Origin of the sequence: Comamonas kerstersii, from assembly GCF_008801935.1 — a bacterium.
GTDB lineage: Bacteria > Pseudomonadota > Gammaproteobacteria > Burkholderiales > Burkholderiaceae_C > Comamonas > Comamonas kerstersii.
On record NZ_VZOT01000002.1, the window covers coordinates 347,865 to 364,850 of the forward strand.

Sequence of the window (16,986 nt, forward strand, 5' to 3'; positions counted from 1 at the left end):
GCAAGACCGCTTCCACGATTGAAAGTTAAGAATGAGCTACACAAAAGCAAACATCACCAAGCGCAAGTTTGACGTTGTCATCGTCGGCGCTGGCGGCTCCGGTCTGCGTGCCGCACTGGAACTTTCCCGCGCTGGTCTGAGCGTGGCTTCGCTGTCCAAGGTGTTCCCCACACGTTCGCACACTGTGGCTGCACAGGGTGGCGTGTCCGCATCGCTGGGCAACATGAACGAAGACAACTGGCACTACCACTTCTACGACACCATCAAGGGTTCGGACTGGCTGGGCGACCAGGATGCCATCGAGTTCATGTGCCGCGAAGCACCCAACGTGGTGATCGAGCTGGAACACTTCGGCATGCCGTTCGACCGCAACCCCGACGGCACCATCTACCAGCGTCCCTTCGGCGGCCACACTGCCAACTACGGTGAAAAGCCTGTGCAGCGCGCCTGCGCTGCTGCTGACCGTACTGGCCACGCCATGCTGCACACCCTGTACCAGCAGAACGTCAAGTCCAAGACCAACTTCTTCGTGGAGTGGATGGCGCTGGACCTGATCCGCAACACCCAGGGTGACGTAGTGGGCGTGACTGCACTGGAGCTGGAAACCGGTGACCTGTACGAACTGCACGCCAAGGCTGTGCTGCTGGCTACCGGCGGTGCAGGCCGTATCTTCCAGGCATCGACCAATGCCTTCATCAACACCGGTGACGGCCTGGGCATGGCAGCGCGTGCTGGCATTCCTCTGCAGGACATGGAGTTCTGGCAGTTCCACCCCACCGGCGTGGCTGGTGCTGGCGTGCTGCTGACCGAAGGCTGCCGCGGCGAAGGCGCAATTTTGCTCAACAGCGAAGGCGAGCGCTTCATGGAGCGCTACGCTCCTACCCTGAAGGACCTGGCACCCCGTGACTTCGTGTCGCGCTCCATGGACCAGGAAATCAAGGAAGGTCGTGGCTGCGGTCCTAACAAGGACTACATCCTGATGAAGCTGGACCACCTGGGTGCCGAAACCATCCGCAAGCGTCTGCCTTCCGTGGAAGAAATCGGCCACAACTTCGCCAACGTGGACATCACCAAGGAGCCCATCCCTGTGGTGCCTACCATCCACTACATGATGGGTGGTATCCCCACCAACATCCATGGTCAAGTGGTGACTTGGAACGGCACACAGAACACCACCGTCAACGGTCTGTACGCCGTGGGCGAGTGCTCCTGCGTGTCCGTGCACGGCGCCAACCGCCTGGGCACCAACTCCCTGCTGGACCTGCTGGTGTTCGGCAAGTCTGCTGGCAAGCACATTGTGGAATTCGTCAAAGGCTTTGGCGACCACCACCAGGTGCCAGCCGATGCATCCGATCGCACGCTGGAGCGCCTCAACGCACTGGACAATTCCAAGGAAGGCATCTACGCCCAGGACGTGGCCAACGAAATCCGTCAGTCCATGCAGCAGCACGCTGGCGTCTTCCGTACCCAGAAGGGCATGGACGAAGGTGTGGTCAAGATCAACGCCATCCGCGAAAAGGTCGGCGCTGTGGGCCTGAAGGACAAGTCCAAGGTCTGGAACACCGCCCGTATGGAAGCCCTGGAAGTGGACAACCTGATCGAAGTTGCTCAGGCCACCATGACCTCCGCTGCCGCTCGCCACGAATGCCGCGGTGCACACACCGTGTACGACTACGAGCATCCTGCTGACCACGCGGAATTCCCGCTGGGCCGCAACGACAAGGAATGGCTGAAGCACACCCTGTGGGACAGCGCATCCAACAGCCTGACCTACAAGCCTGTGAACCTCAAGCCCCTGACCGTGGAATCCGTGCCACCCAAGGTCCGTACGTTCTAATCCAGCAGTAGCCCACGAGAGAACATCAAAATGAAGCGTACTTTTAAGATTTACCGCTACGACCCCGATAAGGACGCCAAGCCTTACATGCAGACTGTGGAGGTCGAACTCGACGGCCACGAGCGCATGCTGCTGGATGCCCTGGTCAAGCTCAAGGCCCAGGACCCCTCGATCTCCTTCCGTCGCTCCTGCCGCGAAGGTGTGTGTGGTTCTGACGCCATGAACATCAATGGCAAGAACGGTCTGGCCTGCCTGACGAACATGAACACCCTCAAGGGCGACATCGTTCTCAAGCCCCTGCCCGGTCTGCCAGTGATCCGCGACCTGATCGTGGACATGACCCAGTTCTTCAAGCAGTACCACTCGATCAAGCCTTACCTGCAAAGCGACATCTACGCAACGCCCAGCAAGGAGCGTCTGCAGTCGCCCGAAGAGCGTGAAGAGCTCAACGGCCTGTACGAGTGCATTCTGTGCGCCAGCTGCTCGACCAGCTGCCCCTCGTTCTGGTGGAACCCCGACAAGTTCGTGGGCCCCGCTGGCCTGCTGCAGGCATACCGCTTCATCGCGGACAGCCGCGACACAGCGACCGGCGAGCGTCTGGACAACCTGCAGGACCCTTACCGCCTGTTCCGTTGCCACACCATCATGAACTGTGTGGACGTGTGTCCCAAGCACCTGAACCCCACCAAGGCCATCGGCAAGATCAAGGAATTGATGGTGCGCCGCGCCGTCTAAGCCATGAACGAGCTGGACACGCCTATCGAAGAACGGGAACGCGACTTGCTACGGTGGCGCAGCCGCCGTGGCCTGGTCGAAAACGACCTGTTCATCGAACAGTTCTTTGCCACCTATGGCAACCAATTGACGCGGAGACACGCAATTGGTCTGTCTGCCTTGATGGACTTGGCAGACAACGATCTGATGGACCTTTTCCTGCGCCGCAAGGAGCCGGAAGGAGCATTGGACACCCCCGAAGTTAGAGAAGTGCTACAAATGGTGCGCAAGCCCATTTGACCCTGCACACCGTCAGAGTGGCTGACCCTGCGCGGCAAAACTCAGGTTTGCCATCGAGGCAAGGCTTTACAGCCCATACCTCATGCAGGTGTCAGCAACTTTAAATACAAGGCTCACCAGACAGGCTGGTGTGCCAATCAGAGAAGGAAGTTGGAAATGAAACTCGCTGACAACAAAGCAACCCTGTCATTCAGCAACGGAGCTCCTAGCGTTGAGCTGCCTGTGTACCAAGGCACTGTCGGTCCAGACGTGATCGATATCCGCAAGCTGTACGGCCAATCGGGCATGTTTACTTATGACCCCGGCTTCCTCTCCACAGCCTCCTGCCAGTCCGCCATCACCTACATCGACGGCGACAAGGGTGAGCTGCTGTACCGTGGTTATCCCATCGAACAACTGGCCAAGAACTGCAACTTCCTGGAAACCTGCTACCTGCTGCTGTACGGTGAACTGCCTAACGCAACGCAGAAGGCGGAATTCGAAGAGCGCGTGACCAAGCACACCATGGTCAACGAGCAGATGCAGTTCTTCCTGCGTGGCTTCCGCCGCGATGCACACCCCATGGCTGTGCTGACCGGTCTGGTGGGCGGCATGTCTGCTTTCTACCATGACAGCACCGACATCCATAACCCAGAGCACCGCGAAATCGCTGCGATCCGCCTGATCGCCAAGATGCCTACGCTGGTTGCCATGGCATACAAGTACGGTGTGGGCCAGCCCTACATGTACCCCAAGAACGATCTGTCGTATGCAGGCAACTTCATGCGCATGATGTTCGGCAATCCTTGCGAAGAGTACCAGGTGAACCCTGTGGTCGAGCGCGCGCTGGACCGCATCTTCATCCTGCACGCTGACCACGAGCAAAACGCTTCGACTTCCACCGTGCGTCTGTGCGGTTCGTCGGGCACCAACCCCTTCGCTGCCATCTCTGCTGGCGTAGCCTGCCTGTGGGGCCCTGCCCACGGTGGCGCCAACGAAGCCTGCCTGAACATGCTGGAGCAAATCCAGGCCAACGGCGGCATCGAGAAGGTGGGCGAGTTCATGGAACAGGTCAAGGACAAGTCCTCCGGCGTGAAGCTGATGGGCTTTGGCCACCGCGTCTACAAGAACTACGACCCACGCGCCAAGCTGATGCAGGAAACCTGCAACGAAATCCTGTCCGAACTGGGTCTGGAAAACGATCCGCTGTTCGCACTGGCCAAGAAGCTGGAAAAGATTGCACTGGAAGACGACTACTTCGTGCAGCGCAAGCTCTACCCCAACGTGGACTTCTACTCCGGCATCGTGCAGCGCGCCATCGGCATTCCAGTGAACCTGTTCACCGGCATCTTCGCTCTGGCACGTACCGTGGGCTGGATCGCTCAGCTGAACGAACAAATGGCAGACCCCGAGTACAAGATCGGCCGTCCTCGCCAGCTGTTCACCGGCGCTGCTTCCCGCGACGTCAAGCCTATCGACCAGCGTTAATCGCCTGGCGCTGCCCTCCTCGGGCAGCGGCCTGCACCACACAAAGCCCGTATGCTGCAAAGCCTGCGGGCTTTGTTTTTGATAGCTGCTAGCGCTTGATACACAAAGAATTCAAAGTGTTTTATATCTGAATTGCTTATAAATTCAGCGCTAACAGCTACTTTTAAAAGAGCAGACTTGCTTTACCACTGCCTGTGGCAAATCCGCATTGGGCGCATCAGTTGCTGCAACTTCGCATACAGCGCCTTGAGCAACACGCTACAGTGTGAGCAGTTTTTCATGTATCCATGCAGCCCCGGTGCTGCTACTTTGCCCATGCCCAAACGCCCTCCCCGCCGTCTTCCTCCCATCCATGATGCAGCAGGCATTGCCAAGTCTCGCGAAGCGGGCATGCTGGCTGCGCGCGTGCTGGAAATGCTCACGCCCCATGTGAAGCCCGGCGTCAGCACCGAGCACCTGGACCAGCTATGCCATGACTTCATCGTCAACGAGCTGCAGTGCATTCCCGCCAACATCGGCTACTACGGCTACCCCAAGACCGTATGCACCTCGGTGAACCATGTGGTCTGCCACGGCATCCCCACCCCCAAGGAAATCCTCAAGGACGGCGACATCGTCAATGTGGACGTCGCCCTGATCAAGGACGGCTGGTTTGGTGATACCTCGCGCATGTACACCGTGGGCCATGTCTCTGCCAAGGCCCAGAAGCTCATCGACACCACCTATGAAGCCATGGTGGCTGGCATCCGCGCCGTCAAGCCCGGTGCCACCTTGGGCGATATCGGCTACGCCATCCAGACCGTGGCGCACCGCGACGGTTTTTCCATCGTGCGTGACTACTGCGGCCACGGCATCGGTCAGGTCTACCACGACGAGCCCCAGGTGCTGCACTACGGCCACCCCGGTCAGGGCATGGCCCTGCAGGAAGGCATGATCTTCACCATCGAGCCCATGCTCAACGCAGGCAAGCACGACACCAAGGAGTTGAGCGATGGCTGGACGGTGATTACCAAGGACAAGTCGCTGTCCGCGCAGTGGGAGCACATGGTGCTGGTCACCGCCACCAGCTATGAAGTACTGACACCCTGGCCCGAAGGCACAGGCAAGTACGCCAAGCCCTGAGCACCCCACAGCCACGCATTCCACCCATGAGCCAGAGCTATCTCTACCTGGGCATTGCCATTGCCGCTGAAGTGGTGGCAACGTCTTTCCTCAAGAGTGCGGAAGGCTTTACGCGCCTGTGGCCCAGCCTCATTGTTGCAGCAGGCTATGCAATTGCCTTTGTCTGCCTGTCGCTGGCCCTGCGCACTATCCCGACCGGTGTGGCCTATGCCATATGGTCGGGCGCTGGTGTGGTGCTGGTGTCGGCCATTGCGTGGATCTTCATGGGCCAGAAGCTGGATGCCCCGGCACTGATTGGTATGGCACTGATTCTGGCCGGGGTCCTGGTCATCAACCTGTTTTCCAGGACTGCGGGGCATTAATTCCCCACATCACGCGGCACGTCCTCTGCGCAGCGCGCACTATTGCAGACGGATATTTTTTCTGGCGATCAGCTCGCCATTGATGCGCGCATCCTGCGCCATGCGCCGCGCCAGAGCCTGTGCGCTCGTGTCATCCATATGCCAGCCCTGTGCCGTCAACTTGGCACGCACACCTTCCGACTGCAGCACCTGCTGCAAGGCCTGCGCCAACTGGTTGCGGTGCGCTTCAGGCACGGAGGCCGGGGCCATCACGGCATTCCACACTTCAATATCGAGCTGGCCAGCGCCAATTTCCGGCATAGCAGGCACACCGGGCGCGAGGGGGCTGCGCTGGCTGACACTGACTGCCAGAGCCGCCAGCTTGCCTGACTCCACCAGCGGCATGACGGTAGACGTGGGCAGCAAAGCCAGCTGGACCTGACCGCCGAGCAAGCCATTGATCACCGCAGGCCCGCCGTTGTAGGGCACATGCTGCAAATCCAGTCCCAGCGCCTGCTGCACCAGCTCCATGCCCAGATGGCCACCCGAGCCTGTGCCCACCGATGCGTAGTTGCCATCTTTGCGCTGCTTGAGGCTTTGCAGATAGGCCGCCGCGTCCTGTGTGACCAGACTTCTGGGAGCGACCAGCACCAGCGGTGCTGAGCCAATCATGGCCAGCGGCGCCAGATCTTTGACCGGGTCATAAGGCAGGTGTGGATACAGAAATTTGGAACTGGTCAGCGGGCCATTGCCAATCACGCCGATGGTATGCCCGTCTCTGGCCTTGGCGACAGCATCTGCGCCGATGTTGCCACTGGCACCACCCTTGTTCTCTACCACCACGGGCTGCCCCAGCAGCTGACTCAGCGGCTCGGCCAGCAGGCGAGCCTGCACGTCCGGCGAGGAGCCCGCCGCATAGCCCACCACCAGATGCAACGGCTTGGTGGGCCAGTGATCCGTCTGTGCATGGGCCAGCGCGGGGGCCAGCAATGCGGCACACAGCACCGCCGTCGCACGCCTCATCGTTGCCATCAGGCGTTGTTGCTGTTTCATGATGTCTTACACCTTCCCTGAAAATACACAACGGCCAGCAGTGCATGCCTGCTGGCCGCTTTCAGCGCATGCTGGACGACTCAGAACCCGACCAGCTGCCCCCACTCTGCAAACTCAGCGCGCGTGGCGCGCATGGTGTTGATGGGCGCATGCTTGTCCTCATAGCCCAGGGCAATGCCATAGGCCACCAGATACTCCTCGGGCACCTGAATGTGCTGCTTGATGACAGCGTCATAGCGGCGCCAGAAGCCCTGTGCGCAGGTCGCTAGACCTTCTTCCGTGGCACGCAGCATGAAGGACTGCAGGTAAATGCCCAGATCCATCCACTGCACAGGCCCCATGCGATGGTCAATCAAGACAAACAAGCCCACGGGCGCGCCAAAGAACTGTGCATTCTTGGCCAGCTGACGCAGACGCCCTGCCTTGTCTTCACGCGGAATGCCAATGCTCTTGTACAAATCCTCGCCATTGGCAAAACGACGTGTGCGGTAGGGCTCCCACAAGTTCGGTGGGTAGGACAGGTGGGCAGGGTTTTCTTCTGCCGAGGTCTTGGCAACATCTGCCAGCAAGGCTTGCAGCGGCTCGCCCGTGATGGCAGCCACACGCCAGGGCTGCATATTGCCGCCCGATGCAGCCAGCGCTGCGTCTTGCATCAGTTGCTGCACCAGCTCTGCCGAAGGCACCTGGGAAGTAAAAGCGCGCACGGAACGGCGCTCTCGCAAGGCTTGGGAAACGTCCATGGAAATCAGTTCCTGTCTATGCTGGGTCATCAACACTTGAAAAGCTCAAGCGTACAGGAGCTTGCAAGCAGTTCGAAGCAACATTGGTGACGCGCCAAAAACAAAAGAGGCTTCTTCCGAAGCCTCTTTCCATAGCGCGTTCCCAGGACCAGGCCTTACTTGCCCAGAATCTGGTCGATCTTTTCCTTCTCAAAATGCCCGCCACGCTGCTCTTCGCAGGGTACGCAGTCGGCATTGATCTTGGCAGAGAGCTGCTCCAGCGCGGCCCACAGCAGTTGCAGCTGCTTTTCGTGGGTTGCTGCACCTTCTGCCAGGCCCTTCATGGCCTGGGTGATGGGGTCGTCTTCCGTCACGCCATAAGCAGTAAAGCCCTTGGCCTGATCGGCGCAGGGCTCAGCCTTGGCCGCAGAAGCAGAAGCTGCCGCCGCGGCAGCCGCAGCATTGGCAGCCTGCAGGCTAGGGGCGGCATGCGGCTTGGCAGTGTCGGCCACCTTGTTCTGCTGATCGGCCATGTCGGTCACGTCCGCACTCTCTCCCGTCTTGGAAGGAATGATGCGTGCTGGAATGCCCACGGCCGTTGCCCCTGCGGGCACAGGCTTGATGACCACGGCGTTGGAGCCAATCTTGGCGTTGTCACCTACCTCAAAGCCACCCAGCACCTTGGCACCGGCGGAAACGACGACGTTCTTGCCCAGTGTGGGGTGACGTTTCGTGCCCTTGTACAGCGATGTGCCGCCCAGGGTCACACCGTGGTAGATGGTGCAGCCATCGCCCACCACGGCGGTCTCACCAATCACAACGCCCATGCCGTGGTCGATGAACACGCGCTCACCGATCACCGCGCCGGGGTGGATTTCAATGCCCGTCAGCCAGCGGCCAATGTGCGAGGTAAAGCGCCCCAGCCATTTGAGGTTGTGCGTCCAGAACCAGTGCGCAGGGCGATGCCACCAGATCGCGTGAAGACCTGGGTAACAGGTAATGACCTCCCAGGTGCTACGCGCCGCAGGGTCGCGGTCAAGAATGCACTGGATGTCAGAACGCAGTCGGGAAAGCATCAAAGGGCCGTTATTTGTAACTAAAGGGCTGCACAGTTTAGTGCTTTGGTGGGGTACTTTGCAGCATGGCCTTGGCGACACCGCGCAGTATGTGGATTTCTTCCTGGGTCAGTTGCGCGCGGTTAAACAACTGGTTCAGGCGCGGCATGAGCTTCTTGGGTGCAGCAGGGTCCAGAAAGCCAATGTGCGCCAGCGCCTGCTCCCAGTGGCCCAGCATGCCGGCCACCTGCTGCGCGTCAGCACGCTCAGGACGAGGTGTGTGCTCCACCACGGGAAAGCCGCCCAGCGCCTGGCGCCATTCATAGGCCACCACCTGGATCGCAGCACCCAGGTTCAGCGAACCAAACTGTGGGTTGGACGGAATCGACAGCGCCACATCGCAGCGGTAGACGTCTTCATTGGCCATGCCAAAACGCTCACAGCCAAACATCAGGCCAATGCCGCGCTCGCCGTGGATGCTGTCTGCGGTTTGCACAACATCTGCCAAATCAGCCTCTAGCGCTTGCACCTCCTGCGCTTTCAGCGCTCCTTTCATGAGCATTTCAAAATGCTGACGGGGCGTGCGTGTGGGCGGCCCGAAGTCGCGCGGTGTCATGGCCGTGGCACACAGGTGCGACAGGCCCTCCACGGCTTCTTCCACGGTGTCCACGATGCGTGCGTTGTCCAGCACATCCAGTGCCCCACTGGCACGCTGGATGGTTTCTTCCTTGCGCAGCACATTGGCCCAGCGTGGGCGCACCAGCACCAAGTCATCAAAGCCCATGGTTTTCATGGCGCGGGCAGCAGCACCCACGTTGCCAGCATGGCTGGTCTCAATCAGGATAAAACGGGTTTTCATTCGAGCATTGGTCTGCCTTGCACAAGCAGGCAGCAGAAATCGGTCAAGCCGGTTAGAATTTGCGCCCTATTGTCGCTGCCTGCATCGTCGGGCGTGCGTTCACCCGTTCATCATCCGCGTTCAGCGGTGTGCCATCCCAGGTTGAGAGAGAAGAGATAGTTGAAATTTGGGGGTGGTGCGCTGGGCGCCTACTGCACAATTTATGTCGTCTTCCTCCCTGCACCCCATGCTTAACGTGGCCATCAAGGCCGCTCGCGCCGCTGGCGCCCTCATCAACCGCGCTGCTCTGGACGTAGAAAACGTTCGTGTGGCCCAGAAGCAGGTCAATGACTTCGTGACCGAAGTCGACCAAGCTGCCGAGCGCGTCATCATCGAAACCCTGCTGGGCGCCTACCCTGAGCACGGCATCATGGGCGAGGAAAGCGGCAACGAGTTCGGCAACCCCAACTCGGACTACGTCTGGATCATCGATCCCCTGGACGGCACCACCAACTTCATCCACGGCTTCCCTGTCTACTGCGTGAGCATCGCTCTGTCCGTCAAGGGCAAGATCGAGCACGCCGTGGTGTACGACCCCACCCGCAACGACCTGTTCACCGCCACCCGTGGCCGTGGTGCTTTCCTGAACGAGCGCCGCATTCGCGTGTCCAAGCGTACCCAGCTCAAGGACTGCCTGGTATCCACCGGCTTCCCCTTCCGCCCCGGCGACAACTTCCGTGCCTACATGCGCATGTTCAGCGAAATCACCCAGCGCACAGCTGGCGTGCGTCGCCCCGGCGCTGCTGCACTGGATCTGGCCTATGTGGCAGCAGGCTTTACCGATGGCTTCTTTGAAACCGGCCTGAACATCTGGGACGTGGCCGCAGGTAGCCTGATCGTGACCGAAGCCGGTGGTCTGGTGGGCAACTTCACAGGTGAAGCCGACTTCCTGGAGCAGCGTGAATGCCTGGCAGGCAACCCACGTGCCTACGGCCAGCTGGTGTCCATCCTGAGCAAGTACAGCAAGTTTGCTGGCGTGGAAGAAAAGCTGGGTGTGGACGCAGGCATTGCCGCAGACAAGAAGGAAGAAGACGAAGACAAGCAGAACGACTAAGTCACTGCCTGCTCCTCTGTCTACAGAAACCGCAAGCGCGAAAGCCTTGCGGTTTTTTTGCGTCCAATGCTTTTTTTGCAGTCCCCGTCCTATGGACATGCCATCACGAGCGCGCCAACATGTTCCATGCATGCTCACCGCCACCTACGCAGGAGACAGTTGTGGAATACAAGGATTACTACAAGATTTTGGGAGTCTCCAAGGATGCCAGCGCCGAAGAGATCAAAAAAGCATTTCGCAAGCTGGCACGCAAATACCACCCGGACATCAGCAAAGAGCCAGACGCTGCGGCCAGGATGGCAGAGGTCAACGAAGCCAACGCCGTGCTCTCTGACCCCGAAAAGCGCAAAGCCTATGACGAACTCGGCGATGCCAGCCGCTATCAGCAGCACACTGGCAATGGCTCCGGCTTTCAGCCTCCGCCGGGCTGGGAATTTCAGCACAGCAACGCCGACGGGCAAACAGACTACAGCAGCTTTTTTGAAGAACTGTTTGGCCGAGCCCAGCGTGCGCGTCGCCACAGCGGGCCACCACCTGACATGCGCGGTCAGGACCAGCACTCCAGCATTGAGCTGGAAGTACCAGACAGCTACCACGGTGGTATGCGCGTGCTGCGTCTGCGCAGCGTACAACTCGATGCCCACGGCCACGCCCAGGAAGTGGAACGCGAGCTGCAGGTCACCATTCCGAAAGGCGTCTATGAAGGCCAGATGATTCGGCTCGCAGGGCAAGGCGCTCCCGGCTATGGCAAAGGGGAAGCTGGCGACCTGCTGCTGGAAGTACGCTTCAAGGATGACAAGCGCTGGCATGCTCAGGGCAAGGACGTCTACCAGCAGCTGCCCCTGGCCCCATGGGAAGCTGCGCTGGGCGGCCCCGTGGAATTTGCCACGCTGGCCGGGCCACTGGAGATCCATATCCCACCCGGCTCACAGGCTGGGCGCAAGCTGAGGGTCAAGGGCAAGGGACTGCCCAGCAAGCAACCCGGTGATCTGTACCTGGTGCTGCAGATCGTCGTCCCCCCTGTCTTCAGCGATGCACAACGCCAAGCCTATGAAGCACTGTCACAAGCTTTTGAGGGCCGCAACCCACGCACAGGAGAAGCTGCATGAGCACACACTTCTACACGCCACCTGATGTACTGGAAGCTCAGGCGCTAAGCCTGGAAGAACTGGCCCGGGCCTGCCGCATGGACAGCCACTGGGTCATAGAACGCGTGAGCACCGGCATTTTGCAGTGTGACGCTGGTTGCGATGCACAGAATCTGAGCGCCCACACCAGCTGGCGCTTCAGCACCCATACCGTCATCCGTGCCCGGCGCATTGCAGATCTGGAACGCATATTCGATGCAGACCCGCAGCTGGCCGCTCTCACGGCAGACCTGATGGAAGAGGTGCGCCAGCTGCGCAAGCAGATCAAGGCTTAAAAGGCTCTCAGGCGATATCCAGCATGGACTGCATCTGCACAAAATGCTGCAATGCAGCCTGTGCAGGAAGCGCTGCCAGTTCATCGATGGGCTCTTGCTCATCTACGAAGGCATAGGCCATGGACCAGCGCGCAAACCGGCGCACTCCCTGCAACTGCGCATGCAGCATAGGCACGACCTGGCAGTGTCTTGGGTCCTCTGTAATGCGGGCGATCAAGCCCTCCATGGCCTGTTCCGGACCTTCAATATATTGCGCAAAGCACATGCCATCAAAAATCAGCATGCCTGTGATGTCATGCTGCTGATTAAAACTGCGAGCAGTTTTGACGATGTCTGCCACGCAGCTGACCGGGGCATCCGGTGCAATCTGGCTGTGGTAGAGAAAACACAACAGGTTCTGGCTCACAGGTAACTCCTCCAAGGACATTGTTTCGTGGTTATCTGCGCTCTGAAAGCTGCATCGGTGCAACATCTTGCCTGCAAGCGGGCTGTTTACCTAGCGCATGCAATACACCCAGAGCATCCGGGATAATTTGACACTTGATCCCGACGAGCCATATGCCTGAGCGCTCGTCCACCACAAGGAACCCTCGTTTTGCCTACCTCTGACGTTTCCACGCACAACCCGAACAACAACAGCGTGCAGACTTTTGCCTCGCCTTTTGAAGCCCCATTGGAGTCCCACACTCCCATGATGGCGCAATACATACGCCTGAAAAAAGACTACCCCGACACCCTGGTGCTCTACCGCATGGGTGACTTTTATGAAGTCTTCTGGGAGGACGCCGAAAAAGCCGCACGTCTGCTGGACATCACGCTGACCACGCGCGGCCAGTCGGCAGGTTTTCCCGTGGCAATGGCGGGCGTGCCTTTTCACGCACTGGAAAGCTATCTGGGCCGCCTGATCAAGATGGGGGAATCGGTTGCAATCTGCGAGCAGGTCGGTGAAGTCGGTGCCAGCAAGGGGCCTGTGGAGCGCAAGGTGGTACGCGTGGTCACACCTGGCACGCTCACGGACACCGAACTGCTCAGCGACAAGCAGGAAGCCATGCTGCTAGCCCTGCACACGGCAGGACGTCAGCGCTGCGGTCTGGCCTGGATGAGCGTCACGCAAGGCCGCATCCACATGGCGGAATGCGAGCAGGATGAACTGGGCGAATGGCTGGCACGCATTGGCCCCAGCGAAGTGATCTACAGCGCGGGCGTGACCGAGCGCTTTGAGCAAAACCTGTTCGCCCTCAAGCACAGCGGCGCTGTGGCCTGCCCCCTGTCTCCACGCCCTGACTGGCAGTTTGATACGGGACTGGGTGAGCGCAAGCTGCTGGAGCTGCTGGGCGCATCCAGCCTCAAGGCCTGGGAGGCTGAAGACCTGCCGCTGGCCCATGCTGCCAGCGCTGCGCTGCTCAGCTATGCGGAGCACACACAAGGCCGCAACCTCACACACATCCACAGCATCCGCGTGCAGCGCGATGACCAGCTGATCAACCTGCCACCCACTACGCGCCGCAATCTGGAGCTGGTGAAAACCTTGCGTGGCGAAGACAGCCCCACGCTGTTTTCGCTACTGGACACCTGCATGACCGGCATGGGCAGCCGCCTGCTCAAGAGCTGGCTGCTCGAGCCCAAGCGCGACCGGGCTGAACCCATGGCCCGCCTGGGTGCCATCGATGTACTGCGCGGCAACGATGCGCTGGGCGGCACCATGCCCTGGCAGGCGCTGCGTGCTGAACTGAAGGGTGTGAGCGACGTGGAACGCATCACCGCACGCACGGCGCTGCGCCAGGTGCGCCCGCGCGAGCTGGTTGCACTGGGTAAAACGCTGCAAAAAGCGCAGCTGCTTGCGCAGACACCACAAGCTCCATCAGCCTATTTGAATCAAATTTTTCAGGACCTGCTGCCACCCGAAGGTTGCGCCGATCTGCTGGCTGCCGCCATCATGGAAGAACCTGCTGCTCTGGTGCGCGATGGCGGCGTGATTGCACGCGGCTTTGATGCCGAGCTGGACGAGCTGCGCGGCATTCAGGAAAACTGCGATGAATTCCTGCTTGAACTCGAAGCCAAGGAAAAGCTGTTCACCAACATCCCCAATCTGCGCGTGCAGTTCAACAAGGTGCATGGCTTCTACATCGAGGTCACGAACAGCTATAAGGACATGGTGCCTGCGCACTACCAGCGCCGCCAGACGCTCAAGAACTGCGAGCGCTACATCACACCCGAACTCAAAGCGTTCGAAGACAAGGCCCTGTCTGCACAAGAGCGTGCACTGCAGCGTGAGAAGTTCCTCTACGAGCAGCTGCTGGATCAGCTGCAGCCCCATGTGCCGGGCCTCACACGCGTGGCGCAAGCGATTGCAGCGCTGGACGTGCTGTGCACGCTGGCTGAGCGTTCACTCACGCTGAACTGGAGCAGGCCCGAGTTCACCAGCGTGCCATGCATTGAGATTGAAGCAGGCCGCCACCCTGTGGTGGAGGCGCGCATGGCGGAGACATCCAGCGGCAGCTTCATCCCCAATCACACGCGCATGAATGTGAATACGCGCATGCAGATCATTACCGGCCCGAACATGGGCGGTAAATCGACCTATATGCGGCAGGTGGCCCTCATCGTGCTGCTGGCCAGCATGGGCAGCTATGTGCCAGCTGCAGGCTGTCGCCTGGGGCCGATTGACGCCATCCACACGCGTATTGGCGCGGCAGACGATCTGGCCAACGCCCAGTCCACCTTCATGATGGAAATGACCGAGGCCGCGCAGATTCTGCACGCTGCCACGCCCCACTCCCTGGTGCTGATGGATGAAATCGGCCGTGGCACCAGCACTTTTGACGGGCTGGCACTGGCTTCGGGCATTGCCATGCAGCTGCATGACCGCACCAAGGCTTTCACCCTGTTTGCCACACACTACTTTGAGCTGACCGAGCTGCCCGCCAAGGCCAAGGCAGCGGTGAATGTGCACGTAGGCGCGGCCGAATCTGGCAGCGACATTGTCTTCCTGCACGAGATTCAACCCGGCCCTGCTTCGCGCAGCTACGGTGTGCAGGTCGCCAAGCTCGCCGGCATGCCTGCAGCAGTGCTCAACCACGCACGCCACACGCTGGAAGCGCTGGAAGCGCGTGACGAAGCCGACAAGGCACAGGTGGACCTGTTTGCAGCGCCCCCCATGCCGGAATCTGCCTTGCAGGCCACGCCCGTGGAAGATGCACTGGCGCAGCTCAACCCCGATGCACTCAGCCCGCGCGAGGCGCTGGAGGCGCTGTATCAGCTCAAAAAGCTGGCACAGCGCAGCTAACAGACCAAGCCTGCGTCACATGGGTGATGGACAAAAGCTGGTGCCTGCTGACAATCAACGCTCTTGCGTCCGTTTGCAGCACCCGTTCTTTGCCCCATGCAGCCCCTGATCTTTGCCCACGCCAACAGCTTTCCCGCAGGCACCTACCGCTATCTGTTTGCGCTGCTGCGTGAGCGCGGCTTTGATGTGCAAGCGCTGGAACGCTTTGGTCATGATGCACGCTACCCTGTCACCAGCAACTGGCCGCATCTGGTGCAGCAGCTCGCTGACTTTACCCAGCCACTGGTGCAGCGCTGGGGCCAGCCTGCGCTGTTTCTGGGGCATTCACTGGGTGGATTTGTCAGCCTGATGCTGGCCGCCCAGCACCCGGCACTGGCCAGTGGCGTGCTGATGCTGGACTCACCACTGATCAACGGCTGGCGCGCCAAGTCACTGGAAATGGCCAAGCGCACCCAGCTGATAGATAGCCTCTCGCCCGGCAAGATCAGCCGCAAGCGCCGCAATATCTGGAACACGCGGGAGGAAGCGCTGGCGCTGTTTCAAAGCAAGAAGTCATTTGCCAGGTGGCACCCACAGATGCTGCAGGACTATGTAACGCATGGCTTGACGCCTACTGATGACGCTCGCCTGACCCTGTTCTTTAGCCGCGAAGAAGAAACCGCCATCTACAACACCCTGCCCCACAACCTGGGCCAGTTGCTGCACCTGCACCCGCTGCGCTGCCCTGTGGGTTTTATTGGCGGACTGCAGTCCAAAGAAATGAAGCAGGTCGGCATGGACATGACACAGAAGGTCACGCGCGGGCGCATCATGATGCTCGAAGGCAGCCACCTCTTTCCCATGGAGCACCCGGAGGCCACCGCTGCCGCCATTGAAGCACAGTGGCGCAATTTGCAGATTGCGGCTAGCCTTCGCAAAAACTGAAGCGGCTAGCGCTGACCTATCAAGGGTTTGAAGCACAAATGACTTTCAAACTATTGAATGACAAGCGCTAGCCGCTATACTTTTAGATAGTGCAAGCGTTCCTGCGGAAAACCGGTTAACTGAACATGGCATGCTCTACGCAAAATGCAATCAAATCCTGATCGGTTTGCACGCCCAGTTTTTTCATGGCCGAGCGCTTTTGCGTACTCACGGTTTTCACGCTTCGGTTCAGATTCTGCGCAATTTGTGCCACACCTTCTCCGCGAACAAAAAGTCTTAGCACCTCAAACTCTCTGGGCGAGAGGGTGTTGACCTTTTCTTCCATCGTGTCTTTTCCGGCGCTTTCCTGCTCCTGCTTGGAATAGCTTTGTGGGTAATATTTATTGCCCAATCTCACGTTGTAAATAGCGCCGGTAATTTCCGTGAGTTTTTCGTGCTTCAGCAGGACACCCCACACGCCAGCCGAGTACAGCTCAGCCAGAATCATGGGATTGCTGACCATGGTCAGCACCAGAATTTTGGCTTCCGGAAAATTTCTCACCAGATATTCCACAAAGCGAATGCCATCCCCATACTGGCTGTCCCCTGGCATGGTGTAGTCGGTAATCACAATATCCGGGACAGATTCCCTGAGCGCACGCACCAGCTCACTGGAGTTGGAGACTGCCTGCTCCACTTCGATATTGACATCCCGGCTTAAAAACTCCTGTACCCCAGCCAACGTCAAGGGGTGGTCATCTGCCAAATAAACGCGTAGCTTTTTTAATGAACTGACAGCCATTTTTGAAATTCC

The 16,986-nt window shown here is 59.4% G+C and carries 17 protein-coding genes; 11 read left to right on the forward strand and 6 right to left on the reverse strand.

Annotated elements, in window-relative coordinates; all coding sequences use genetic code 11:
• Positions 1 to 31 precede the first annotated feature (31 nt).
• From sdhA to F7P80_RS04810, 6 genes are all read left to right on the forward strand, one after another.
• Positions 32 to 1,837: a succinate dehydrogenase flavoprotein subunit gene (gene sdhA / locus F7P80_RS04785; protein ID WP_054066659.1), complete on the forward strand. Its 1,806-nt coding sequence runs from the start codon at positions 32 to 34 to the stop codon at positions 1,835 to 1,837.
• A 30-nt stretch (positions 1,838 to 1,867) separates the two neighbouring features.
• Positions 1,868 to 2,572 carry a succinate dehydrogenase iron-sulfur subunit gene (locus F7P80_RS04790; RefSeq protein ID WP_054066658.1) on the forward strand — a complete coding sequence of 235 codons (705 nt, stop codon included), beginning with the start codon at positions 1,868 to 1,870 and terminating at the stop codon, positions 2,570 to 2,572.
• Between the two features lie 3 nt (positions 2,573 to 2,575).
• Positions 2,576 to 2,851 carry an FAD assembly factor SdhE gene (locus tag F7P80_RS04795; RefSeq protein WP_058879768.1) on the forward strand — a complete coding sequence of 92 codons (276 nt, stop codon included), beginning with the start codon at positions 2,576 to 2,578 and terminating at the stop codon, positions 2,849 to 2,851.
• Positions 2,852 to 3,007: 156 nt separating this feature from the next.
• Positions 3,008 to 4,318 carry a citrate synthase gene (locus F7P80_RS04800; RefSeq protein WP_058879767.1) on the forward strand — a complete coding sequence of 437 codons (1,311 nt, stop codon included), beginning with the start codon at positions 3,008 to 3,010 and terminating at the stop codon, positions 4,316 to 4,318.
• Between the two features lie 315 nt (positions 4,319 to 4,633).
• Complete coding sequence (gene map / locus F7P80_RS04805; RefSeq protein ID WP_151043126.1) at positions 4,634 to 5,440, forward strand: type I methionyl aminopeptidase; 807 nt, start codon at positions 4,634 to 4,636, stop codon at positions 5,438 to 5,440.
• Positions 5,441 to 5,466: 26 nt separating this feature from the next.
• Positions 5,467 to 5,802, forward strand: a complete 336-nt coding sequence (locus tag F7P80_RS04810) for an SMR family transporter (protein ID WP_054066655.1) — start codon at positions 5,467 to 5,469, stop codon at positions 5,800 to 5,802.
• Positions 5,803 to 5,841: 39 nt separating this feature from the next.
• Here F7P80_RS04810 and F7P80_RS04815 read toward each other — a convergent pair whose 3' ends face one another.
• The 4 genes from F7P80_RS04815 to F7P80_RS04830 form a co-directional block, all read right to left on the reverse strand.
• A complete protein-coding gene (locus F7P80_RS04815; RefSeq protein WP_249041379.1) occupies positions 5,842 to 6,834 on the reverse strand; it encodes a Bug family tripartite tricarboxylate transporter substrate binding protein in 993 nt (330 codons plus the stop codon).
• An 80-nt stretch (positions 6,835 to 6,914) separates the two neighbouring features.
• The gene (locus F7P80_RS04820) at positions 6,915 to 7,574 is read right to left on the reverse strand and encodes a nitroreductase (RefSeq protein WP_054066680.1); all 660 of its coding nucleotides are present in this window, start codon (positions 7,572 to 7,574) and stop codon (positions 6,915 to 6,917) included.
• 155 nt (positions 7,575 to 7,729) lie between these two features.
• Entirely contained in the window at positions 7,730 to 8,629 is a 900-nt protein-coding gene (gene cysE / locus F7P80_RS04825) for a serine O-acetyltransferase (protein ID WP_054066654.1), read from the reverse strand.
• 37 nt (positions 8,630 to 8,666) lie between these two features.
• Positions 8,667 to 9,467 (reverse strand): RNA methyltransferase, encoded by an 801-nt coding sequence (locus tag F7P80_RS04830; protein WP_151043127.1) that lies wholly within the window; start codon positions 9,465 to 9,467, stop codon positions 8,667 to 8,669.
• 202 nt (positions 9,468 to 9,669) lie between these two features.
• On the opposite strand from F7P80_RS04830, the gene F7P80_RS04835 reads away from it, so the two are divergent.
• From F7P80_RS04835 to F7P80_RS04845, 3 genes are all read left to right on the forward strand, one after another.
• The gene (locus F7P80_RS04835) at positions 9,670 to 10,560 is read left to right on the forward strand and encodes an inositol monophosphatase family protein (RefSeq protein ID WP_151043129.1); all 891 of its coding nucleotides are present in this window, start codon (positions 9,670 to 9,672) and stop codon (positions 10,558 to 10,560) included.
• A gap of 161 nt (positions 10,561 to 10,721) precedes the next feature.
• Positions 10,722 to 11,669 carry a DnaJ C-terminal domain-containing protein gene (locus F7P80_RS04840; RefSeq protein WP_151043131.1) on the forward strand — a complete coding sequence of 316 codons (948 nt, stop codon included), beginning with the start codon at positions 10,722 to 10,724 and terminating at the stop codon, positions 11,667 to 11,669.
• A complete protein-coding gene (locus tag F7P80_RS04845; RefSeq protein WP_054066650.1) occupies positions 11,666 to 11,983 on the forward strand; it encodes a chaperone modulator CbpM in 318 nt (105 codons plus the stop codon). The genes F7P80_RS04840 and F7P80_RS04845 overlap by 4 nt, the downstream gene beginning before the upstream one ends.
• A gap of 7 nt (positions 11,984 to 11,990) precedes the next feature.
• On the opposite strand, the gene F7P80_RS04850 is transcribed toward F7P80_RS04845, so the two are convergent.
• Positions 11,991 to 12,389, reverse strand: a complete 399-nt coding sequence (locus F7P80_RS04850; RefSeq protein ID WP_170265337.1) for a BLUF domain-containing protein — start codon at positions 12,387 to 12,389, stop codon at positions 11,991 to 11,993.
• 285 nt (positions 12,390 to 12,674) lie between these two features.
• Between F7P80_RS04850 and mutS the strand changes: the two genes are divergently transcribed.
• Both mutS and F7P80_RS04860 read left to right on the forward strand, forming a co-directional pair.
• Positions 12,675 to 15,269, forward strand: a complete 2,595-nt coding sequence (gene mutS, locus F7P80_RS04855; protein ID WP_151043259.1) for a DNA mismatch repair protein MutS — start codon at positions 12,675 to 12,677, stop codon at positions 15,267 to 15,269.
• Between the two features lie 96 nt (positions 15,270 to 15,365).
• Positions 15,366 to 16,193, forward strand: a complete 828-nt coding sequence (locus F7P80_RS04860) for an alpha/beta fold hydrolase (RefSeq protein WP_151043135.1) — start codon at positions 15,366 to 15,368, stop codon at positions 16,191 to 16,193.
• A gap of 115 nt (positions 16,194 to 16,308) precedes the next feature.
• Here the strand turns inward: F7P80_RS04860 and F7P80_RS04865 are convergent, their stop codons facing one another.
• Positions 16,309 to 16,974 carry a response regulator gene (locus F7P80_RS04865; RefSeq protein ID WP_151043137.1) on the reverse strand — a complete coding sequence of 222 codons (666 nt, stop codon included), beginning with the start codon at positions 16,972 to 16,974 and terminating at the stop codon, positions 16,309 to 16,311.
• Positions 16,975 to 16,986: the final 12 nt, after the last annotated feature.